Origin of the sequence: Panacibacter ginsenosidivorans (genome assembly GCF_007971225.1) — a bacterium.
Lineage (GTDB): Bacteria > Bacteroidota > Bacteroidia > Chitinophagales > Chitinophagaceae > Panacibacter > Panacibacter ginsenosidivorans.
The window spans coordinates 2,044,047-2,067,178 of the sequence record NZ_CP042435.1 but is presented as its reverse complement, the minus strand read 5'-3'; the positions used below and the strand labels follow the sequence as shown (position 1 = coordinate 2,067,178).

23 protein-coding genes are annotated in these 23,132 nt (G+C 38.7%); 14 read left to right on the top strand and 9 right to left on the bottom strand.

Going from position 1 to position 23,132, the window contains the following annotated elements; all coding sequences use genetic code 11:
* Window positions 1-55 precede the first annotated feature (55 nt).
* Both FRZ67_RS08560 and FRZ67_RS08555 read right to left on the bottom strand, forming a co-directional pair.
* On the bottom strand, window positions 56-592 hold the full coding sequence (locus FRZ67_RS08560) for a DinB family protein (protein WP_147189151.1): 537 nt from the start codon (window positions 590-592) through the stop codon (window positions 56-58).
* A 148-nt stretch (window positions 593-740) separates the two neighbouring features.
* Window positions 741-1,706: a polyprenyl synthetase family protein gene (locus FRZ67_RS08555; protein ID WP_147189150.1), complete on the bottom strand. Its 966-nt coding sequence runs from the start codon at window positions 1,704-1,706 to the stop codon at window positions 741-743.
* Between the two features lie 131 nt (window positions 1,707-1,837).
* On the opposite strand from FRZ67_RS08555, the gene FRZ67_RS08550 reads away from it, so the two are divergent.
* Entirely contained in the window at window positions 1,838-2,740 is a 903-nt protein-coding gene (locus FRZ67_RS08550) for an SAM hydrolase/SAM-dependent halogenase family protein (protein ID WP_147189149.1), read from the top strand.
* A 71-nt stretch (window positions 2,741-2,811) separates the two neighbouring features.
* On the opposite strand, the gene FRZ67_RS08545 is transcribed toward FRZ67_RS08550, so the two are convergent.
* Window positions 2,812-3,474 (bottom strand): DUF1349 domain-containing protein, encoded by a 663-nt coding sequence (locus FRZ67_RS08545; protein ID WP_147189148.1) that lies wholly within the window; start codon window positions 3,472-3,474, stop codon window positions 2,812-2,814.
* Between the two features lie 226 nt (window positions 3,475-3,700).
* On the opposite strand from FRZ67_RS08545, the gene FRZ67_RS08540 reads away from it, so the two are divergent.
* From FRZ67_RS08540 to FRZ67_RS08510, 7 genes are all read left to right on the top strand, one after another.
* Window positions 3,701-4,813 carry a Gfo/Idh/MocA family protein gene (locus tag FRZ67_RS08540; protein ID WP_147189147.1) on the top strand — a complete coding sequence of 371 codons (1,113 nt, stop codon included), beginning with the start codon at window positions 3,701-3,703 and terminating at the stop codon, window positions 4,811-4,813.
* Window positions 4,814-4,920: 107 nt separating this feature from the next.
* Window positions 4,921-5,619, top strand: a complete 699-nt coding sequence (locus tag FRZ67_RS08535; RefSeq protein WP_147189146.1) for a GNAT family N-acetyltransferase — start codon at window positions 4,921-4,923, stop codon at window positions 5,617-5,619.
* Between the two features lie 180 nt (window positions 5,620-5,799).
* Complete coding sequence (locus FRZ67_RS08530; protein ID WP_147189145.1) at window positions 5,800-6,369, top strand: DapH/DapD/GlmU-related protein; 570 nt, start codon at window positions 5,800-5,802, stop codon at window positions 6,367-6,369.
* A gap of 59 nt (window positions 6,370-6,428) precedes the next feature.
* Window positions 6,429-6,848 carry a VOC family protein gene (locus FRZ67_RS08525; RefSeq protein WP_147189144.1) on the top strand — a complete coding sequence of 140 codons (420 nt, stop codon included), beginning with the start codon at window positions 6,429-6,431 and terminating at the stop codon, window positions 6,846-6,848.
* 91 nt (window positions 6,849-6,939) lie between these two features.
* A complete protein-coding gene (locus tag FRZ67_RS08520) occupies window positions 6,940-7,206 on the top strand; it encodes a hypothetical protein (protein WP_147189143.1) in 267 nt (88 codons plus the stop codon).
* A 175-nt stretch (window positions 7,207-7,381) separates the two neighbouring features.
* Window positions 7,382-8,449: a Gfo/Idh/MocA family protein gene (locus tag FRZ67_RS08515; RefSeq protein WP_147189142.1), complete on the top strand. Its 1,068-nt coding sequence runs from the start codon at window positions 7,382-7,384 to the stop codon at window positions 8,447-8,449.
* 105 nt (window positions 8,450-8,554) lie between these two features.
* Window positions 8,555-9,427 carry a CvfB family protein gene (locus tag FRZ67_RS08510; RefSeq protein ID WP_225975548.1) on the top strand — a complete coding sequence of 291 codons (873 nt, stop codon included), beginning with the start codon at window positions 8,555-8,557 and terminating at the stop codon, window positions 9,425-9,427.
* An 89-nt stretch (window positions 9,428-9,516) separates the two neighbouring features.
* Here the strand turns inward: FRZ67_RS08510 and rnr are convergent, their stop codons facing one another.
* The 6 genes from rnr to FRZ67_RS08480 form a co-directional block, all read right to left on the bottom strand.
* A complete protein-coding gene (gene rnr, locus FRZ67_RS08505; protein WP_147189141.1) occupies window positions 9,517-11,556 on the bottom strand; it encodes a ribonuclease R in 2,040 nt (679 codons plus the stop codon).
* 242 nt (window positions 11,557-11,798) lie between these two features.
* Window positions 11,799-12,890, bottom strand: coding sequence for a tetraacyldisaccharide 4'-kinase (lpxK, locus tag FRZ67_RS08500; RefSeq protein ID WP_147189140.1), 1,092 nt, complete (start codon window positions 12,888-12,890; stop codon window positions 11,799-11,801).
* A complete protein-coding gene (locus FRZ67_RS08495; protein ID WP_147189139.1) occupies window positions 12,880-13,449 on the bottom strand; it encodes a 5-formyltetrahydrofolate cyclo-ligase in 570 nt (189 codons plus the stop codon). Before FRZ67_RS08495 ends, lpxK begins: the two co-directional genes overlap by 11 nt.
* Window positions 13,446-14,084 (bottom strand): dethiobiotin synthase, encoded by a 639-nt coding sequence (gene bioD / locus FRZ67_RS08490; RefSeq protein ID WP_147189138.1) that lies wholly within the window; start codon window positions 14,082-14,084, stop codon window positions 13,446-13,448. Before bioD ends, FRZ67_RS08495 begins: the two co-directional genes overlap by 4 nt.
* Window positions 14,084-14,638 carry an RsmD family RNA methyltransferase gene (locus tag FRZ67_RS08485; protein ID WP_147189137.1) on the bottom strand — a complete coding sequence of 185 codons (555 nt, stop codon included), beginning with the start codon at window positions 14,636-14,638 and terminating at the stop codon, window positions 14,084-14,086. The genes bioD and FRZ67_RS08485 overlap by 1 nt, the downstream gene beginning before the upstream one ends.
* On the bottom strand, window positions 14,635-15,477 hold the full coding sequence (locus tag FRZ67_RS08480) for a DUF3822 family protein (RefSeq protein ID WP_158638335.1): 843 nt from the start codon (window positions 15,475-15,477) through the stop codon (window positions 14,635-14,637). The genes FRZ67_RS08485 and FRZ67_RS08480 overlap by 4 nt, the downstream gene beginning before the upstream one ends.
* 304 nt (window positions 15,478-15,781) lie before the next feature.
* Here FRZ67_RS08480 and FRZ67_RS08475 point away from each other — a divergent pair, with 304 nt between their 5' ends.
* The 6 genes from FRZ67_RS08475 to FRZ67_RS08450 all read left to right on the top strand — a co-directional run bounded on the left by FRZ67_RS08475 (window position 15,782) and on the right by FRZ67_RS08450 (window position 23,106).
* Entirely contained in the window at window positions 15,782-17,140 is a 1,359-nt protein-coding gene (locus tag FRZ67_RS08475; protein WP_147189135.1) for an MATE family efflux transporter, read from the top strand.
* 179 nt (window positions 17,141-17,319) lie between these two features.
* A complete protein-coding gene (locus tag FRZ67_RS08470) occupies window positions 17,320-18,609 on the top strand; it encodes a T9SS type A sorting domain-containing protein (protein ID WP_147189134.1) in 1,290 nt (429 codons plus the stop codon).
* Window positions 18,610-18,861: 252 nt separating this feature from the next.
* Window positions 18,862-20,274: a 3-isopropylmalate dehydratase large subunit gene (gene leuC / locus FRZ67_RS08465; protein WP_147189133.1), complete on the top strand. Its 1,413-nt coding sequence runs from the start codon at window positions 18,862-18,864 to the stop codon at window positions 20,272-20,274.
* A 79-nt stretch (window positions 20,275-20,353) separates the two neighbouring features.
* Window positions 20,354-20,950 carry a 3-isopropylmalate dehydratase small subunit gene (gene leuD, locus FRZ67_RS08460; protein WP_147189132.1) on the top strand — a complete coding sequence of 199 codons (597 nt, stop codon included), beginning with the start codon at window positions 20,354-20,356 and terminating at the stop codon, window positions 20,948-20,950.
* A gap of 180 nt (window positions 20,951-21,130) precedes the next feature.
* Window positions 21,131-22,705 carry a hydroxymethylglutaryl-CoA lyase-like TIM-barrel protein gene (locus FRZ67_RS08455; RefSeq protein ID WP_225975547.1) on the top strand — a complete coding sequence of 525 codons (1,575 nt, stop codon included), beginning with the start codon at window positions 21,131-21,133 and terminating at the stop codon, window positions 22,703-22,705.
* A gap of 41 nt (window positions 22,706-22,746) precedes the next feature.
* Window positions 22,747-23,106 carry a four helix bundle protein gene (locus tag FRZ67_RS08450; RefSeq protein ID WP_147189131.1) on the top strand — a complete coding sequence of 120 codons (360 nt, stop codon included), beginning with the start codon at window positions 22,747-22,749 and terminating at the stop codon, window positions 23,104-23,106.
* Window positions 23,107-23,132: the final 26 nt, after the last annotated feature.

The window sequence follows — 23,132 nt, the reverse complement described above, 5'->3', positions numbered from 1 at the left end:
CTTGTACTTTCAGTTCATTGCGCAGCTTCAGTTTCAGTGTGCTGTCTTTTATTATTTAGGCTAGAGCAGTTCTATGCAACAACATAGCAACACTGTTTCTGTGATGCTCCACGTGAAGGATATTAAAATAGAGCATTTCTCTCAATGTAAGTTTACCTAATAGCGGATGCGGCAGAATATAACTTTCCAATTCTTCTTCTGCGCAGCTATTTACTTTTTTACAAAGCGCGTCATTTACTAAAAGAATTTCATTGCAAATTTTTTCTTTAGCGTTAAACGCTACAGGTTGTGGTATAAATCTTCCTGATGCACGGCCACCAGCCGCTAATTTTTCTTTATACCTGTCTAATAACTGTTCATAAGTTCTCGATGGCCTGTTGGCCTTACCAAAAAATAACTTCAAAAAAAATTTAGGGAGCGTGAAGGCAAGTTTTACAGGTTTAATAGCGCGGAGTATATGTTCTGCCTGCTGGCCCGCTGTCCATTTATTATCTGTCGTAAACAGGAAATCTTCTTCTCTCAGTGATCTGATATAATCAGCAAAATCATGATGATTTTTTTGCAGCCGGGAGATGATTTGTTGCTTATTCATGATCTGTAATTGATATTTAAATGTTCAGTTTTCATTCAACAGTACAAGAGTGCGACGCAACGAAGATGCTATTTGCACTATAGTTGGTTACCAAAAATAGAAATGCTTTTAAAAGTGCAACCACTACTTCTTTTGGGGTTGGGGTATATCAATGCTCTCTTTGCACCAAAAAATTCGCCAATTCCATCAATGACTTTTTCCTGGAAGAAACCACAGCCACCGCATCAAGATGCTGCATTGCTTTGTCCATGTATTGCTGTTTCAGTTGCCAGGCCCATTCATCTACATTACATGCTTTAAATATTTCCAATACACGTTGCACTTTATCAGCAGGGTTTTCTTCCATCAGTTGCAGTAATGTTTTTTTCTGTGCTGAGTTTGCAGCTTCTAATACATGAATTAACAGAAAGGTTTTTTTATTCTGGCGAATATCGCCGCCTACATCTTTACCAAATTTTTGAGGGTCGCCAAATGCATCTAAATAATCGTCCTGTATTTGAAAAGCAATCCCCAGGTTTCTGCCGAATTCATAAATATGCTGGCGGTTTCCTTCGCTGGCACCGCCAAGAATGGCACCCAATTGCAAACTTGCTGCAAGTAAAACAGAAGTCTTTAGTTCTATCATTCGTATGTAATCATCCAGGCTTATGCTTTGTTGTTTTTCATAATCCATATCCAGTTGCTGTCCTTCACAAACCTCTCTTGCTGTTTTATTGAACAAGGCAATCACTTTATGCAAATATGTATTGTTGATCTTATTCAGGTAATCATAAGCCACCACCAGCATTACATCACCGCCAAGCAATGCCGTATTATTGCCAAACTTTGTATGCACCGTTTGCATACCACGGCGCAGTGGCGCTGCATCCATAATATCATCATGCATCAATGTAAAATTGTGAAAGAGTTCTATTGCAGTTGCCACGTACCACGCATCAGGATTGATCTCGTCAAACAGTTCATTCCCCATCAGGCACATCACCGGCCTTACTCTCTTGCCACCAATAGAAAGAAAATAATCGCAGGACTCGTAAAGACTCTGCGGCGTTGCAGGGAAATGTTTTGTTTCAAATCTCTTCTTAAATAAATCTGCTAATTGTTCAAATGAATGCATAATGCTGTTTAAGTATATCCGCTAAAGTACCAAGAAAATCAAAAGCCTGCTGTAAAGATGTTTGATTTGTGTTTTTGTTATTTATGCCAGGCATGAAAACTGCTTTTTATATTTGCCGAAAAGCTGGAAATATGAATAAGCACAATCGTGTTGTTGCAACGCTTGCCTGTTGCATAATATTTATACAAACATTTGCGCAAAATAAGATCGTTGTTTTTCAAACAGATTTTGGCTTGAAAGATGGTGCCGTTTCTGCTATGAAAGGAGTAGCCATGGGCGTTTCCGCCGATCTTAAACTTTTCGATCTTACTCATGAAATTCCTGCTTACAATATTTGGGAAGCCGGCTATCGTTTAAAACAAACCGCGCAATACTGGCCCGCCGGTACGGTGTTTGTTTCCGTTATTGATCCCGGTGTGGGCAGTGCAAGAAAATCTGTTGTGTTAAAAACAAAGAGCGGTCACTTTTTTGTGACACCAGACAACGGAACACTTACTTTGGTTGCTGAAAGCCTTGGTATAGATTCTATAAGAGAGATCGATGAAACAAAGAACCGTTTAAAAGGTTCGGGTGATTCTTATACTTTTCATGGCCGCGATGTATATGCATATACCGGTGCAAGATTGGCAGATGGTGTAATAAAATTTTCCGGAGTGGGCCCTTTGCTTCCTCCTAAAGTGGTGACCATCGATTATCAAAAGCCTGTCTTTGAAAACAATATCATCAAAGGCAATATTCCCATTCTTGATATTCAGTATGGCAATGTCTGGACAAATATTGATAAAGCAACATTCAGCAAATTAAACATGCAGACAGGAGATCAGATACATGTAACTGTTTTCCATAACAACGATAAAGTGTATGAAGGTACCATGCCTTATGCAACTACGTTTTCAGCAGTTGCAGAAGGAAAGGCTTTGTGTTATCTCAACAGCTTACTCAATATTTCCTTTGCATTAAATATGGATAATTTCTCTGCAAAAAATAAAGTGTATAGCGGAGCGGATTGGAGTGTGGAGATTAAAAAGGAGTAATTTTTATGAGCCCGGCAATTGAATATACATGAAGCTGCTGTTGCGTCGCACACTTGTACGTTCTGTTATTACTACTCTCCGGTATATGGATCTGAAATTTTTCTTTCCTCATATAATATATCAGAAAAAGTAACGGTGCAGCTTGTGCCTGTTGGTGATTGTGCAAGAAAGCCTACTTCAAATTCCGGCCTGGCATCAAATTGAAAATGACGAACAAGAAACCATCTTTTTCCTTCTAAAGAATAATACAACGTAATTACATTATCAGCTTTTGCTATTTTATAAAATACTTTATTGCCCGCTATTTCAACTGAATTGCAATCATCGGAGATATCTTTTGTTACCACGCTTACTACTCTTTTCCCTCCTGCATAGTCTTTTTCAAAACAAAATTTTACCCAGTTCAGGCTATCACTTTTTAAAATAATGGCGCCACCATCCCATTTGTTTGCAAACGCATGCTGAATAGAAGCTGTTAATACAAAATTGTCTGCGGGTTTAAATAAAAGCTTTGGAGCATTGTCTGTGTTATAGGTAACATTTGGATCGCGGAACATATCTGTTTTCTTGCCAGCAACCATTGTTATGGTATTGCCTTTTACCGAAGAATGTAATGGCTGAATATCACAATGCAACGGATAAGGAATTCCCGGAACAGTAATCGTTTGAGCATTTGTAATTGTTGCAAACCAAACGGCAAACAGTAAACTTATAATAGATTTTATTTTTTTCATGAAAGCTACTTTAAATTTTAAATTCTACCCGAATATAAACAATGCATTTTTGATGTGATAGTATTAACTTCATTCTTAAAAGCTGCATAAATTTAGCTTGTCTTTTATAATGTTTTCAAAGTTGCCGTTAGCTGAAGCGTTGAAAGGATTGCGACGCAACGAAGACGCCATAAAAAACCACAGTTCGTATCATAAAATATTTTCAAAAATCAATAAACATTTTGCTATGAGTTCACGCCGCGACTTCTTACAAAAAATCTCTTTATCTGCTGCAGTAATTCCATTTCTCAGTGCGAAAAGTGTTGCTGCAACAAAAGATGACAAGCCTTATGATGGACCAATTTTGCGTGTAGCTATTTTAGGTTTGGGCAGTTATGGTACACGTGTGGCAGATGCCATGCAAAGTTGTAAAAAGGCAAAGTTGGTGGGTGCTATAAGTGGCACGCCTTCTAAGCTAACAGCCTGGCAAAGCAAGTACGGCATTCCTGAAAAGAATTGTTATAACTATGAAACATACGATGCGATAAAAAACAATCCTGATATTGATGCCGTGTACATTATTACACCGAATGCATTACATAAAGAAGCGGCAATGCGGGTGGCAAAAGCGGGCAAACATGTGATTTCTGAAAAACCAATGTCAATCAATGCAAAAGACGCACAGGAAATGGTGGATGCATGCAAAAAGGCCGGTGTAAAATTATTGGTTGGTTACCGTATGCACTACGAACCAAAAACGCTTGAAGTAATTCGTATGCGCAATGCAGGCGAGTTTGGCAAAGTATTATTCTTCCAGGGGTTGAGCGGCTTTATTATTGGTGATCCAACACAATGGCGTTTGAATAAAGCATTATCCGGCGGCGGCGCCATGATGGACATTGGCATTTATTCTGTTAATGGTGCACGCTACATGATCGGTGAAGAACCTATTTGGGTCACGGCACAGGAAGTAAAAACAAATCCTGAAAAATTCAAAGAAGGTATTGATGAAACTATTACGTTTCAACTGGGCTTCCCTGGTGGTGCCGTGGCTTCCTGTTTATCAACGTATAGTTTAAATAACCTTGATAAATTTTTTCTTGATGGCGATAAGGGTTTTGCCGAAATGCAGCCTTCAACCGGTTATGGACCCATTCAAGGTCACACACACAAAGGAGAATTAACGCAGCCACACATCACGCATCAAACATTGCAAATGGATGGTATGTCAGAACTGATCTTTGAAGGCATACAACCTGTGGTGCCTGTGGATGGCGAAGAAGCGGTAAAAGACCTGAAGATCATTGATGCCATTTTTGAAGCTATTAAAACAGGAAAGAAAGTTGCGCTGAAGTTGTAAGTTTTTTTTGGAGCCAGGCAAACGAATAAATATGTAGCATTTGTTGCGTCGCACACTTGTACTGTATAAATAATATAAGCAATGATGTTTGAAAATAGCAGCCCATAATGAAAGCACATGAGCATATAAAATTTAATGGTGCATTGCTGGATAATTTTCTTGCCCAGGGCTGTTATAGAATGCGACAGGATATTTTTACAACTAATCTAATTTGGGATAAAGGAAATATTTACCATGTGTTTTGGTTGCGCTATCCCCTTGCTGATTTTTACTTTGATAACAAACCGCAGAAACTTCTTACAGCCAATAGTTTTTTTGAAATTGGCAACAGGGATTTTTTTATACACACAGAGATAGAAGAACTTTACAAGCTATATCTTGATAAAGTAAATTTTGACGCGCCACCCACAATGCAGGATTTCTTATTTGGGGAAGCATTTACTGCAGGATTTCATCATAATTTATTTGATTCAGCGATCATTGAAATAAGAGACGGTGCTAAATTAATCGCAGCCGGTATTTATGATAAAGGGTCGGAAGCTATTGCAGGCATTATGAACTTTTACGATCCTGCATACAGGAAATATAGTTTAGGAAAATACCTTATGCTGCTGAAGATGCAATATGCCATAGAAAATCAACTGCAGTTTTATTATCCCGGTTATATTGCTTATGGGTATAATAAGTTTGATTATAAATTATTTCCTAATCCGCATCTTGCGCAAATATTTGATGTAAAGAAAAAAGTGTGGCTGCCATACAGCAAACAGTTGCTTGCCCAACTGGTGGATGAATTTGAAGAGTAATTTTTATTCTGCTAATTATTTTTCCCTGCCATCCGTACCTCCCAAACCCTTTGGGTAAGGTTCATTTTTCGATAGCATCTAAAAAACAGCAACAAATAAAAATGCGGGATAATTTTTTAGCTTTGAAACCTTCTGGATAATAAATGTAAGAGATAAGAACGTAAAAAAATTTAACCAGGTATGAACAACGATAATAATAGCATTTTTGAAAGAATGCTTGCAGGAGGATTAATTCCTGATAATGACCCACAATTGCCGGAGATGTGGAAAGTTGTTCAGCGAACCATTGAATTATCTGCCGCACTTAATACTTCTGCCAGCGTTGATCAAATACGGGAACGTTTGAGTGAGATCACCGGAAAAGAAATCGATAAAAGCACTACCATATTTATGCCATTTTATACAAACTTTGGGAAGCATATAAACATTGGTAAAAGAGTATTTATAAATCATGCCTGTTCTTTTCTTGACCTGGGCGGCATAACTATTGAAGATGATGTACTGATAGGCCCTAAGGTTAATCTTATTACAGAAAACCATCCTTTAGATCCATCAAATAGAAAGTCACTTGATCTTAAATCTATTCTCCTAAAAAGAAATGCATGGATAGGCGCAGGGTCAACTATATTGCCCGGTATAACTGTCGGCGAAAATTCAGTTGTTGCGGCGGGTGCAGTAGTAAATAAAGATGTTCCTGACAATACAATCGTTGGTGGCATTCCTGCTAAAATCATCAGGACGATTGACTGATCTTTTTCGGCAACCGAAAGAAAATTAAAGTTAAGTTTTATAACTAAATATTACTAACTATGGCAAAACAAGTATTTATCAATTTAGCAGTAAAAGATGTGGAAAGATCAATGAGCTTTTACACTGCATTGGGCTTCACCAACAATCCTCAGTTTTCTGACGACTCAGGTAAATGCATGGTATGGAGTGATAACATTTTTGTTATGATACTATCGCACGAAAAGTTTGCATCATTCGCAACAAAACCTATTGCAGACACCAAAACCAATCTTGCAGCACTTTATTCTTTATCACTAGACAGTATAGATGAAGTAAATGAATTAATGACAGCCGGACTTGATGCAGGTGGAATTGAACCACATGAAATGAGAGACTATGGGTTTATGCAACAGCGAACCATAGAAGACTTTGACGGTCACAGTTGGGAAGTTTTCTTTATGGATATGAGTAAATTTCCAACAGAACAGCAAAAAGGATAAACTAATTATTGCTTCTTACTTCTATCGGTCGATGGTCCTCACCGACCGAAATGTTTTTAGTTGATAAATTTTCAACAAGCCGAATGAACAAATGGAAAAAAGTAGACTGGAAATCGACTGTGCTCATGGAAAAGGAATTGCTTCAATAGTTTGTTGCCATCTTTTAAATTCTGTTGACTCTGTTGGCTTTATTGAAAATAACTCAGACCCAGATAATCTACAAGCATGGTGCTACGCCTGCGAGTTTTTCTTTCAGCAAGAAGAGGAAATGAGCGAAGAATTCAAAAATTTCAATAATGCAAAAGTGGTATGTGAAAAGTGTTATGAAGAATTGAAAAACACTCACTCGATTAAATAACTTTCTTCACCCCACATGGCTTTGTACAAATCTATTCATGTGGCTTTTAATGACGATAGAAGTGACGCCGCACAAGTGTGCGACGCAACAAAAGTTTAATAGATATTAAAAGCTTAGTACAAAAAAATTCTTTCAATCCACAACAAGTGCTTTACTTCGTAGCAAACTTTTTTTTATGGCAATAAAAGTATTGGTAGTCGGGTGCGGAAACATGGGCGCATCGCATGCAATGGCATATCATATAACAGATGACTTTGAAATTTGCGGCATAGTGGCAAGAGGCAAAAGCAAAGAAACATTGAATGAAAAACTTGGCGGGGGTTATGCGTTGTTCAATGATTATGCAACTGCGCTTGAGGCTACAAACCCCGATGCGGTATGTATTTCAACGTATCCTGATACGCATGAGCAATACGCCATCATGGCTTTTGAAAAAGGTTGTCATGTGTTTATAGAAAAGCCATTGGCAGATACAGTAAAGGGCTCACAGCGTGTTGCAGATGCCGCAAAGAAAGCGGGAAAGAAACTGGTGATCGGCTATATTCTTCGCCATCATCCATCGTGGGAGAAGTTTATTGAAATAGCGCACACGCTTGGTAAACCATTGGTAATGCGCATGAATTTGAACCAGCAGAGTCATGGTTATATGTGGGATGTGCATCGCAATTTGATGAAGAGCCTGAGCCCGATCGTAGATTGTGGTGTGCATTATATTGATGTGATGTGCCAGATGACACGCAGCAAACCGGTGCAGGTAAACGCAATAGGAGCAAGACTTACAGAAGATATACCCGAAGGCAACTACAATTATGGACAGTTACAGATTCGTTTTGAAGATGGCAGTGTTGGCTGGTACGAAGCAGGCTGGGGACCCATGATCAGTGAGACCGCATTCTTTGTGAAAGATGTGATTGGTCCGAAAGGTTGTGTGTCGATTGTTGCTGAGAATGCAGGGGGCAAAGGCAAGTCAGATTCTGTTGAATCTCATACCAAGACAGAAGCCATACGTGTGCATCGCGCAGAAATAGATATTAGTAATGAATTTCAATTTCCCGATGAATGGATTCATCTGGAAGATGAACCTGACCACCAGGAATTGTGCAACAGAGAGCAGCGGTATTTTTTAAAAGCTATAACAGAAGATGTTGATCTTACAGATCATGTAGAAGATGCAGTAAATAGTTTGCGTATTGCATTTGCGTGTGATGAAAGTGTAAGAACAGGGCAGGTGGTTAAGTTATAAAAAAAGGCATTGAGACAATGAGTATTTTATGAGCCGGACTTCTATGTTTCATGGCATCTCCTGTTGCGTCGCACACTTTTACTGTATAACGGTATTCAACTTATAATGCAGGATGATAATGCTATCTTTACGGCATATATTTTTTTCATGATACAGGTTGGTGTTTATAATACGCTCAAAGTTTCCCGCAAAGTAGATTTCGGTTTTTATCTTGATGATGGTAAAGAAGGTATTCTGTTGCCTGTAAGATTTGCACCAAAAGATCTGCGTATTGGTGATGAAATAAAAGTATTTCTCTATCATGATTCTGATAACCGTTTAATCGCTACAACACAGGAGCCCAAAGGTATTGTTGGTGATATTGTAAAACTCAAATGTGTAAGTACAACAGAGCACGGCGCATTCCTGGACTGGGGATTGATGAAAGATATTTTTGTAGCCAAGTCCCAGCAGCTTGCACGTATGAAAGTTGGTGGCGAATACGTTGTAAAAATTTATATTGATGAACAAACGGGGCGTATCGCGGCAACAGAAAAAATTGAAAAGCAGATCAGTAATGAGGAGCTGACTGTAAAAGAAGGCGAAGAAGCTGATCTGTATGTTCAGCGTATAAGCGATCTTGGCTATGTAATGCTCATCAACGGAAAACACAATGGCCTGCTGCATTTCAATGATGTGTTTCGTGATATTCATGTTGGAGACAGGTTGAAAGGTTTTATTAAGACCATTCGCGCCGATAATAAGATAGATATTATTCTTGACAGGCCTGGTTATAGTAAAGTGGAAAATGAAACGGAGAAAATATTACGCTTATTAAAGGATAATAATGGTTACCTGCCTTATCATGATAAAAGTACACCTGAAGATATTTACAGCTTCTTTGGTATGAGCAAGAAAACTTTTAAGATGAGTACCGGTGCATTATACAAACAACATAAAATAGATTTTGCTAAGAACGGGATCGTATTGGTAGAGTAATAAGTTTAATACTGTTCACTATTGTTTTAAGCGTACAAGTGAGTGACACAATGAAGATGCCATGAAAAACTACAGCACGTAACAAAAATCTATTTCTCTTTCTTGGGCTTCCTAACCGTTCCTTTGCTCTTCTCTTTTTTGACTCTTGATTTTTCAGTTTTCACTTCGCTTTCTTCATCAGGTTTCAGCACCCATTCATAATCGAGTTGTCGTTTATCAAGATTGGCTGCAACCACGCGAATAAAAACTTTATCACCCATGCGGAATGCTCTGCCACTTCTTCTGCCCACCAACGCATAATCGCTTTCTATGTGGCGGAAGTCATCATAATCGCTAAGGCTTGTTATGTTCACCAGACCTTCGCATTTGTGTGCAACAGTCTCCACCCAAAAACCGAAAGATGAAACACCACTTACAACGCCTTCAAACACTTCACCAAGATGATCTTTCAAAAACTCAACCTGTTTGTATTTATTAGAGGCGCGTTCGCAATCCATTGCAGCACGTTCACGTTCGCTGGTGTGCTTGCATTTCTCATCCATCTTTTTGTCGATGATGGGCCTGCCCTGTAAACATGATTCCAGTACGCGATGCACCAGCACATCGGGATAACGGCGGATAGGTGATGTAAAATGACAATAATCTTCAAAGCCTAAACCGTAATGACCGATATTCTCCGTGTTATAAGAAGCCTTTGCCATGGTACGTATGCCAAGCTGTTCAAGCACATGCTGCTCAGGCTTTCCGTTTACATCTGCAAGCATAGCGTTGAAGCTTTCTGCAATGCGTTCAGGAGAGCTTATATCAAACTTGTGACCGTACTTTTTTGCAAACTCAATAAACGGTAAAAGCTTTTGTTCATCTGGTGTATCATGTACACGGTAGGGGAAAGGAACAGGCTTCTTGTTTACTTTTATTTTACCAATATATTCTGCAACCGTTCTGTTTGCCAGCAACATAAACTCTTCAATCAATTGATGCGCTTCTTTACTTTCTTTAATTACAATGCCAATGGGTTTTCCTTTTTCATCTAACTTAAAACGCACTTCCTGTGAAGAAAAATTAATAGCGCCTTTATCAAATCTTACCTTTCGCAGGCTGCGTGCAATGCGGTTGAGTAAAATAATCTCTTCACTGAATTTACCTTCTCCTTTTTCAATTATTTCCTGTACATCTTCGTATGTGAAACGATGATCTGAATGTATCGCTGTTCTGCCGATCCAGTGATTTTTTACTTTGCCATGTACATCCATTTGAAAAACGGCAGAGAAAGTAAGCTTGTCTTCATTTGGTCTTAATGAACATAATTCATTCGAAATCCTTTCCGGCAACATGGGGTTTACACGATCAGGCAAATACACTGATGTTGCACGTTTATAAGCTTCTTCATCAAGTTTTGTTTCGGGCTCTACATAATGACTAACATCTGCAATGTGAACACCTATCTCGTACAAACCAGAATTCAATATGCGGATAGATAATGCATCATCAAAATCTTTTGCATCAACCGGGTCTATTGTAAAAGTCAATACATCACGAAAATCTTTTCGTTTATCGATCTCACTCTTACTTATTATATCAGGTAAACGTTCACTTTCTTCCAGCACATCATCACTAAACGACAAAGGGAATCCGCCTTCTGTAAGAATTTCTTTCATCGCCATGTCATTCGCATCTTCAGGCTTCATCACACTCACAACTTCGCCCACAGGATTTTTATCTGCACTTTCCCATTGCAGCATGCGCACCACAACCTTGTCTTTATTTTTTGCACCATGCACATTTTGCAGCGGAATAAAAATATCAGGCATTGGTTTATCACTGTCTGCAACAAAAAATGCATAGTTGGTAGCAAGTTGTAAGGTGCCCACAAATTCTGTTTGCTTACGCGACACAATTTCCGTAATGCGCCCTTCCCGCCTGCCATTCAGCGGATTCATTTTGGTAACTTTTACACGCACAGTATCTCCATGCAGCGCATTATTAAAACTTCCCGGTCTTACCAGCACATCGCCGGTTCCGTCACTTATTACCACGTATCCAATTCCGGAACGTGTTATCTCTAAATTGCCTTTCAATGCCTGTGCATCATGACCTTTGTTGTGTTTGTTCTTATTTTTTTTAGCCATGGTTTTTTATTTCTTTTTTGGTCCAGGGGTTCTGTTATTAATTAAGCCTTAGTTGCGTCGCACTCTTGTGCGTTCAGTTCATGAATGGTCAATGATATGTACACCGGATTTTATTGACCATTCGCTATTCACCAGTACAAGTGTGCGACGCAACAGTTGATGCTATGAAATGCTGCAGCTAATAGCAAAATAACTGCTGCAGCATTCACAACGTAAATACAACTGCATGGCTCATAATTTTTTTATTCTTCAACTACTTCTTCTCTCATTTTAAAGTTGCGGATAAAATTCACAACCAGCTCATCAAATTCACTGCCCGCATTAAATAAAAATTTGTGCCGGATGGGCAACACATACAAATGCATATCACGCAATTCTTCTGTGAATTTTATTAAACGCACTGCATCTTTCTCTGTGGTTATGATCATTTTTTTATCTGCAGTAATGCCCTCATATTTTTTACGGATATCCTTAAGGTCATCAATCCTGAAAATATGGTGATCGCTGTAGTCCATTTGATAATAAGTTGCAGCATTGTCAAAGATATAATCTTTTAAAGGCTTTGGATTGGCAATACCACATACCAGCAGCACTTCATCTTCATTTGAAATTTTTCTGAAGCTGTGATTGCTGATATGATAGGGAACACCATATTCAATTGCGGTAAAGAAAATCTTCTGATGCGCCAATGGTTCAATTTCATTGATGATCTCTTTGCGTGCATCATCTGTAATTGTAGCAGGACATTTTGTTACAATAATTACATCAGCTCTTTGGTAAGAAGCTTTTTGATCTCGTAAATCTCCTGTCGGAAGAAAAAAATCGTTGGTAAAAAGATCATCATATTGTGTAAGCAAAATATTAAGCCCCGCTCTTACTTCACGATGTTGAAATGCATCATCTAAAATAATGGCTTGTGTATCTGGTTTATCGTGCAATAACTGGGGAATGGCTACAATTCTTTCTTCACCAACAGCAACAGCTATGTCAGGAAAATTGATATGGAATTGCATGGGCTCATCGCCAATTTCCAATGCAGTGGTGTTGTCTTTTGCCAGCACATAGCCTTTAGTTTTGCGTTTATAACCGCGGCTTACAGTGGCAACTTTAAAATGTGGACGCAGCAACTGGATAAGGTATTCCACCATCGGCGATTTGCCCGTGCCACCAACAGAAAGATTGCCCACGCATATCAAAGGAAAATTGAACTCTGATGAACGCAGGATTTTCTTATCGTACAAAATATTCCTGATGATGACAATAACCCCGTATAGCAAAGCAAACGGCAGCAACAATAAGCGAAATGATTTGAGGAAAAGCGAGTTAAAATTCATAAACACTTTCTGGCGTAATACAATAATCTAAAGGTATATCAAAGTCATTCTTATCGTCTATTTTTTCAACGGGGTCAAAATAACTAAAGCCGATCTTTATTATATCCCGGCGACATCTTGTAAGATATCGATCATAAAACCCCTTACCATAGCCCACACGGTAGCCATTATTATCACAAACAAGCAAAGGCACAAAAACAAGATCAATTTCTGCAGGCTCAATAATGATGCCTTCTTTTGGTTCGGTTATGCCATATTGATTGCTGTAATATACAGTATCTTCATTTACCTGCAAGGCTTCCATGCTGTAGTTGTTGAGATCACATTTTGGATAGGCAAGCTGCAAACCAGGAATGCTATGTCTTAAAAAGCCGGAGAATAAATGTGTGTTGGGCTCCTGCGCATCTGTTTTTGCCCAATAGGTAAGCAATACGGCAACATCTTCAAAATACAATCGCTGAAAATTGATGAGCAGGACATCATCTAACTTCAGTTTCTCTTTTGAAGGAATAGCTGCACGTTTTTCTTTATAAATTTTTCTTAGCTCTTTTTTTGTCATAATGCTGCCAGTAAAGACGCACTGATCTTTTCTGCTTCTCTTCTGATAAAATTTTTATCTATAGTCGAATTGAAAGATACGGAACCTAATTTTTTATATCCCGACCATTGCACAATTTCTTCTTCATATTGCATATATTGATCATTGAATATCCACCCGGGAACATTAATGTTATGTTGTTTACAAACCATTGCTGTAAGTAATGAATGATTGATGCTGCCCAAATAATTCCTGCTTACTAAAATAACCTTTGCATCAAGTTTCCTGATAAGATCGAGCATGAATTCATTATCGTTTAAAGGAACGAGTAAACCGCCTGCACCTTCTATAATAAGTTGCCTTTTAACTGTTGCCAGTTGCCGGTATTTATCAGCGATCAGGTCAAGATCAATTTTAATATTTTCTTCTCTTGCAGCAATGTGAGGAGATGCTGCCAGTTTGAGTTTGTAAACCTCAGGGTAAATGATTGAATCTTTGTTTAAAATAAGTTCACTGATCAATAAGGCATCAGTCCCATCATCAAAACCTGCCTGTACAGGTTTCCAATAATCTGCCTGCAATGCTTCTGTTACAATTGCTGAAACAATTGTTTTACCGATGCCCGTTCCAATGCCTGTGATGAAAATTGGTTGCATTAAAATATTTGCTGTAGGGTAGAAATAAAAAATGAAAAAAGTGTGGTGCCGTAATTCCTCACAAAACTAAACCCGTTAAAACTTTCGTAACTATTTCTGGGCGTATGTTCTAACACAAAAAAGCCATCTTTCGCAATAAGATTTTTTGAAACAATGATCTTTGGCAATTCATCAATACTGCCCAAAGCATAAGGCGGGCCGGCAAAAATAAAATCAAACTGCTCGTTGCAATTCGTAAGAAAATTGAAAACATCCATCTTCAGCACTTTGCAATTCTCTATACCAAGCATTTCAACGTTTTTTTTAATGAATGAATGCATGGCACTATCTTTTTCAATGATCGTTAAGTTGCCGGCGCCCCTGGAAGCAAGCTCATAACTGATACTTCCTGTACCCCCAAAAAGATCCAGTGTTTTAATGTCTTCGAAATGTATCCTGTTCTGAAGAATATTGAACAAGCCTTCCTTTGCTATGTCTGTTGTAGGTCTTGTATGCGGCATATTTGCCGGCGGATTAATACGCCGTCCACCAAACTTTCCGGAAATAATTCTCATACATCGTGTTGACAGAATGATAAAAAATAATGCAGCGGGTATTCATGAAAACCTTCAGCGGCAAAAAGCGATTTGTCAGGTATTTCAAAAGAAAAATCTCCGAGGTAAGAAAGTAATGTACTGTATAACGGCGATGAATTATCTATCATCCCGCTACAGCGGATATTTACTTCTGCAACAGGCAACCGGTATGTTTTACAAATATTGAGTATATGGTACAATACATCTTCTGCCGTTTTATAAATAAAGCGTTGTATCAGTTGTAGAGCGCCCTTTTTATATGCAGAAATGATAACGTCATTGTTATAAAAAACGAGATGCAGTTTATCCTCTTCATCCGTTGGTTTTTGAATTTTGAGTAACGAATAATATTTATGCATATTAGCTGTAATGCGGTAATGCCTGCTATACACATCCCATGCATCTTCATTAATGGCTGTTGATATTACACAATCGCCCAGCGTATTTTCAATCACACTTCTCTGTTCAATTGCAGCGCCAAACATAAGCTCCATTGCAGATGCTGCCATACCACGCGAATACAATTCATTAGGTGCACAGATGCTGGTTTCATGCCCCCATATGCAATACACATTGTTGAAATGCGTAGTAAGCAAACGCGAATGCAATTGCACATCTGTGAACAATTTTTCAAAGCTCGTATAAGCGTTAACGTCAAAACCAAATTGTTCAAATGCTTTTACAGTTCCTGCCGCTTTATCCTTACACCAGCAGGCAATGTAATCACTTCCTGTCTCGATCATAAAATCGCAACCGGAAAGATCATCACTGTATATTCCAAAATTTTTATTCACCATGCCATACGCATTAATCTGCAATGTTAGGAATTAATGCGGAAATGTGGCAAATGTGATGAATGCGGGAAATTATGAACCCGGCAACAGAATAAATATTTGGCTTTCGTTGCGTCGCACTCTTGTGCTTTAGAAAATAAATGAACTAAGAACAACGTAGAGTGAAAAATAATGCAAAACTTTTTGCTTGCTGCCTTTTCTTCCAACGCACAAGTGAGTGACACAACAGTCGATGCCACATGCACAACAGTTTGTAACACAAAAATAACCGCACATATATTCCCTGCTTTGCTTATTGCAAATACTCATAGTACATTTGCAACCCTTTATGGATGCGGTTACTACAAATAAAAGTTTACAGGTTGAAATCAACAACAGGCAGATCCTGAAAATTGCCATGCCTATTGCTGTGTCTATTCTTGTGCCGCAGATAAATTTTATTACCAACAATATTTTTCTGGGCGGGCTTGGTGAGCAGCCACTTGCAGTTGCAGGTATTACCGGCGTATATTACCTCATTTTTGCAGTGATGGGTTTTGGGCTCAATAATGGTTTACAAGCATTGATTGCAAGACGTGCCGGCGAGAACAGGCTGCATGAAATTGGCAACCTTTTTAATCACGGTATTCGCATTACATTGGTTATTTCTGCATTTAGTATAATAGTTACTTATTTGCTGGCACCGGTCATTTTCAGTTTTGCATTGCACGATGAAACAAATGTGCAGATGGCAATACATTTTTTGTATATACGCATTTGGGGTTTGCCATTTTTATACCTCTATCAAATGCGCAATGCATTGCTGGTTGGCACCAATCAAAGTAAATGGCTTATATGGGGCACACTCGCTGAAACCCTTACCAATATTATACTTGACTACGCTTTGATCTATGGGCAATTTGGTTTGCCTCAAATGGGTTTCAACGGAGCAGCAGTTGCATCTATCATTGCAGAAGCTACCGGGTTGCTTGTTATGTTTTTTGTGATCCACAAAAAAGGTGTGGCAGATGGCTTTAATATTTTTGGCAAACATGCATATGATGGCGCTACCATAAAATTAATATTAAATCAATCTTTACCGCTGATAATGCAATATGTAATAAGCGTCGGAAGCTGGGAATTTTTTTACATTCTTGTAGAGCATCATGGTGAAAGAAATCTTGCAATTTCAAATACCATGCGCAACATCTTTGGTTTATTTGGCTGCGTTACATGGGCATTTGCAGCGGCATCTACAACAATGGTAAGCAATATTATTGGGCAGGGTTTGCAGCATCGTGTTATCGAACTGGTGACAAAAATTACCAGGCTAAGCGTATCATTTGCTTTGATCATTTTTTTATTGCTGAATATTGCACCCGCACTCTTATTACAGGTGTATGGGCAAAGCGAAGATTTTATTGTTGCTGCAGTTCCGGTTGTAAGAGTTGTATCAGTTGCGTTGATCATGATGTCTTTTGGCACTGTTTGGCTAAATGCTGTTATTGGCACAGGCAACACAAGAATAAACCTGGCAATTGAATTTGCAGCCATTACTGTTTACAGCATCTACGCATACATTATACTTGAAAGATTATTTTTATCCATTACCATCGGCTGGACGGCTGAATGGGTATATTGGTTCTGTATGTTCACACCTGCATTCTTCTATTTAAAGAGCGGAAAATGGAAGAACAAAAAGATATAATTTTTGTGCCGGCCTGCATTACTACTATAATGCTATACTTGCGTCGCACTCTTGTACATTCCCATCTTTAATTGAGCACATTTATTAAATTGTATAAGCGCTTAAATATTTTTTCTTTCCCCCAACAAATACAAAATGTTTTTCGTACAGCATTTTTAACAAAAACATAAAGAAAAACTATGAAGGCTAATCTACTAATGACAATGCTATGTGCATGTGCTGTGAGTGTATGTTCTGCCCAATGGGTGCAACAAACAACTCCAACGCAAAACAACTTAAAAGCAATTAGTTTTTACAACAATCGAATTGGTTTTGCAGTTGGAGACGGAGGAACAGTTTTACGTACAAAAAACGGGGGACAAACCTGGCAACAAATGACCGCACCATCTAAAGACAATCTTACTTCTGTAACACTATTGGATAGTGGTATTGTGATTGTAACAACTGCTACATGGGAAAGCAGTCCATTAGTCTACAGGTCTGAAGATGCCGGTGCTACATGGCTAAAATCGGTAAGTGATACACGAAATTTTTATGCGGCAAAAACTCCTGCACAGCGTTTGTTCTCTGTTAGTGATCATATTTACGAAAGCGATGATGCAGGAAAGCAATGGGCGCCACAACACGATCTTAACAACACAAGCACCTATACATACATTGGTTTTGCTGATGAAAATACAGGCATGGTTGCGGGAAATGTTTCAGGTGCATTTACCTATTCTGCAGAATTTGTTAGATCTGCAGACGGAGGAAAAAACTGGTACAATTCTTTTGTATATAATTTCCCTAATGCAAATGGTTTCAGCACCATGGATTTCGTAAACACTGATACTGTTTTTATGTTCACCAATTTTTACAACAGGTATAGCCCCGGAGATTCATGCCAACTGATAATGCTGTATCATTTTCGGTTGCGCCCCGGCATCAGCAATCTTGAATGGTATTTCAAAACAAAAACGCTGGTACCCGGTTTTCGTGACAGGTTGAATGCTTGTAAATTCTTTGCTAATGGAACTGCATATACTGTTGGGGACAATGGTATTATTTATAATTCTTCAAACTATGGTAAAAGCTGGAAGCCGGAATATACAGGAAAATCAATTTTACACGGCATATATATGATAAGTGAGTCAACTGGTTATGTAGTTGGCGATGGCGGCCTGATCATGAAACGAGACAGCGTTGTAAAAAATACACCGATAAGGCAAATGTTGCCTGTGAAATTATACCCTAATCCTGCGCATGATAAAGCAACAGTAAGTTTCAATTTGGAGAAGCAATCAAAGATTTCTGTACAGGTTACAGATGCCAGCGGAAACATTGTAACAACCAGACCTGCGATTATTTTAGAAAAAGGAACACAGCAAATTATTTTACCCGTTGCCAGTTTGCAACGTGGTATTTACCAGGTCAATTTAATTTCAGAAGGAGTCGTTGTTGGTAATTCAAGACTAATTATTGTTCGCTGATGCATGCATTTCTGTACAAGTGTGCGACGCAAGAAAGGCTTAGTATTTATTCAACAGCCCGGCTCATAAATCTAAAAGCAACAGTCAAAATCTGTTGCTTTTTTATTGAAATGCTGCTTCGGCTAACAATCATTCATTTGTGATATTTAAATAAAAATCTGTGCGTTGCATTATATTCCCCCATTTTTTGCGAAATTTGCGCTGCCTGCCTTTACATATTCTCTACTAACGTTTTAAAAAAGATTGCAAAAAATGAGCAAATCTGCCAGCACCCTTTTCGATAAAGTGTGGGATTCCCATGTGGTGCGCAAAATTGAAGATGGCCCCGATGTGTTTTTTATCGACCGTCATTTTATTCATGAAGTCACCAGCCCTGTTGCGTTTCTTGGTTTGGAGCAAAGAGGTTTAAAAGTGATATTCCCTGAAAGAACTTTTGCTACTGCAGACCATAACACACCGACCATTAACCAGGATAAGCCGGTAAAAGATCCTTTGTCTGCCAATCAGTTGGCTGCTTTGGAACGTAACTCTGCCAAATATGGTATCTCACACTGGGGTTTGGGTAATCCAAAAAACGGTATTGTGCATGTGGTGGGGCCGGAAAATGGTATTACACTTCCGGGCATGACCATCGTTTGCGGGGACTCGCATACTTCAACACATGGCGCATTTGGTGCCATTGCTTTTGGTATTGGTACATCTGAAGTTGAGATGGTATTAACCTCTCAATGCATTATGCAGCCAAAGCCAAAGAAAATGCGCATAAATGTAAATGGCAAATTGCAAAAAGGCGTACTTCCTAAAGATGTGGTTTTGTATATTATTGCTAAACTAACTGCTGCCGGTGCAACAGGTTATTTTGTAGAATATGCAGGGGATGTTTTCCGCAACATGAGCATGGAAGGCAGGATGACTGTTTGTAACATGAGCATTGAAATGGGTGCACGTGGCGGTATGGTTGCTCCTGACGAAACTACTTTCGAATATATAAAAGGAAAAGACAAAGCGCCAAAAGGTGAAGCATGGGATAAAGCTCTTGCTTACTGGAAAACATTGAAAACAGATGAAGGTGCAACCTTTGATCTTGAATATAATTTCGATGCAGCTGATATTGAACCAATGATCACTTACGGAACAAATCCGGGAATGGGTATTGGCATCAGCAAACATATTCCAACTGCTGCTGAAGTTGGTGGTGGTAAATCTACTTACGAAAAATCGCTTGGCTATATGGGCTTCCATGAAGACGATGCGATGATCGGTAAAAAAGTGGATTATGTTTTTATTGGTAGTTGCACCAATGGCCGCATAGAAGATTTTCGTGCATTCGCTTCTATTATTAAAGGAAGAAAGAAAGCAGATAATGTTACGGCATGGATCGTTCCGGGTTCGCACATTGTTGAACAACAAATAAAAGATGAAGGTATTCTTGATATACTTACTGAAGCAGGTTTTCAACTGCGTCAGCCAGGCTGCTCTGCATGTCTTGCAATGAATGATGATAAAATTCCTGCGGGCAAATATGCAGTAAGCACAAGTAACAGGAACTTCGAAGGCAGACAAGGCCCCGGTGCAAGAACATTACTTGCCAGTCCGCTGGTTGCAGCAGCAGCAGCAGTTACCGGCGTTGTAACAGATCCAAGAGAGTTGTTGCAGGAAGCATAGAAAGAAACAAGATTCAAGAAAACAAGATTTAAAAAATCAAAAGCTAGCGGCTCACAGCTAGCAGCTAATAGCTCAAGATATGGCTTACGATAAATTCACCGTATTAAGAAGTACAGCAGTTCCAATGCCAATTGAGAATGTTGATACAGACCAGATAATTCCCGCACGTTTCCTGAAAGCCACGGAACGTAAGGGTTTTGGCGATAACCTTTTCCGTGACTGGCGCTACAACAATGATGATTCTCCTAAACAGGATTTCGTGTTAAACAATCCGATTTATTCAGGAAAGATTCTTGTTGCAGGTAAAAACTTTGGTAGTGGCAGCAGCCGCGAACATGCAGCATGGGCTATTTATGATTATGGTTTTCGTTGTGTAGTATCAAGCTTTTTTGCAGACATTTTCAAAGGCAATTCTTTAAACATTGGCATTCTTCCGGTAACGGTTAGCCCCGAGTTTCTGGAGAAAATTTTCACCGCAATTGAGGCTGATCCAAAAACAGAACTGGAAGTAAATCTGCCAGAACAAAAGATTACCATTCTTGCATCCGGCGAAAATGAATCTTTCGCAATTAATGGTTACAAGAAACATAATATGATAAATGGTTTTGACGATATCGATTACCTGCAGGCAATGAAAGCCGAGATCAAAACATTTGCAGATGCAAGTATGTATTAAATTTTTTTGAACCAGGCAATGGAATAAATATTAAACATCCGTTGCGTCGCACTCTTCAACGCTTTGATCAATGTTGAACTGAACGTACAAGTGAGTGACGCAACAGGCGATGCCATAACGATTACAGCTTGTAACATAAATAAAATATCAGCGATTGAGCATTGCATGAATTAAGTGAACATGACAACAACACAACCTACGATGGATACAGCTCTTTCAAGAGATGTACACAAAAGCCACAAGCAGCGGCACATTGAAATAATGGATACAACGCTGCGTGATGGCGAACAAACAAGTGGCGTATCTTTTTCTGCATCAGAAAAGTTGACGATTGCGCAACTGTTACTTACAGAACTTAAAGTTGACCGTATTGAAATTGCATCTGCACGTGTATCTGAAGGTGAGTTCCAGGCTGTAAAAAAAATTACAGAATGGGCCACTGCAAATGGTTTTATTGATAAAGTTGAAGTCCTCACATTTGTTGATGGTGAAGTGTCTATTAACTGGATGTTGGAAGCTGGTGCAAAAGTGATGAACCTGTTAACGAAAGGCTCATTGAATCATTTAACGCATCAGTTAAAGAAAGCTCCCGAGCAACATTTTAATGAGGTGGGAGCGGTGATTGCGTTAGCAAATAAAAAAGGGATTGAATGCAATGTATATCTCGAAGACTGGAGCAATGGTATGCGTCACTCAAAAGATTACGTTTTTGCTTATCTGGATTTTCTTGCAGAGCAACCTGTAAAAAGAGTTTTATTGCCCGATACACTTGGTGTATTAATTCCTTCTGAGACATATGAATACCTGCATGAAATTGTAAACAGGTACCCCCATGTGCATTTTGATTTTCATGCACACAATGATTATGATCTTGCTACAGCCAATGTGTTGGAAGCAGTGAAAGCCGGTGTGCATGGTTTGCATCTTACCATAAATGGTATGGGTGAACGGGCAGGCAATGCACCCCTTGCAAGTGCTATTGCCGTGTTGAATGATTACATGAAAGATGTGAAAACATCTGTTGAAGAACAGGAATTATATAAGGTAAGTAAACTGGTAGAAACATTTTCAGGTTTCAGAATACCGGTTAATAAACCTGTTGTTGGTGAAAATGTTTTTACTCAAACTGCGGGCATACACGCTGATGGCGATAAGAAAAATAATCTTTATTACAACGATCTTTTACCTGAACGTTTTGGCAGAAAACGAAAATATGCTTTAGGTAAAACAAGCGGTAAAGCCAATATTGAAAACAATCTTCAGCAATTAGGAATTCAACTGTCTGATGAAGATTTGAAGAAAGTTACGCAACGTATTATTGAACTTGGTGACAGAAAAGAAGCGGTAACACAGGCGGATCTTCCCTATATTATTTCTGATGTTCTTGATAGCAGTGCGATAGAAGAAAAAGTGCAGATAGAAAACTATGTGCTTAGTCATTCAAAAAATCTTAGACCTTCTGCTACGATCCGTGTAAACTTTAATGGCGAAATTTTTGAAGAACATGCACAAGGTGATGGTCAATATGATGCATTTATGAATGCCTTGAAAAAAGTGTATGTAAAGAAAGATATAGAGCTTCCTTTATTAACGGACTATGCAGTTCGTATCCCTCCTGGTGGTAAAACAGATGCGCTTTGCGAAACCATTATTACATGGATGCATAAAGGCAGAGAATTTAAAACACGTGGTTTAGACAGCGACCAAACTGTTTCGGCAATACAGGCAACACAAAAGATGCTGAATATAATTTAAACAAGCAAGGAGGCAATAGGCAAAGAGGCAATAGAAAAAATATGTCGCAAATAAAAAGTTATAGAGATTTAATTGTTTGGCAAAAGTCTATTGAGCTTGTGAAAAATATTTATCTGTTTACACAATCCTTTCCTAAGGAAGAACAATATGGCTTAACAAATCAAATGAGACGTTGTGCCGTTTCAATTCCAAGTAACATTGCTGAAGGATATGGAAGAAATGCAACTGGCGATTACAAAAGATTTTTACAAATTGCAGTTGGCTCATTGTATGAACTGCAAACCCAATTAGAGATTTCATTTCATTTAAAATATTTAGACGAAAATAATTTTATATCTATCATAGCTTTATGCACAGAGATAGATAAAATGTTATACTCATTAATCCAAAAAGTAAAATAGCCAAAGAACAATATGCGGCCAAGCAA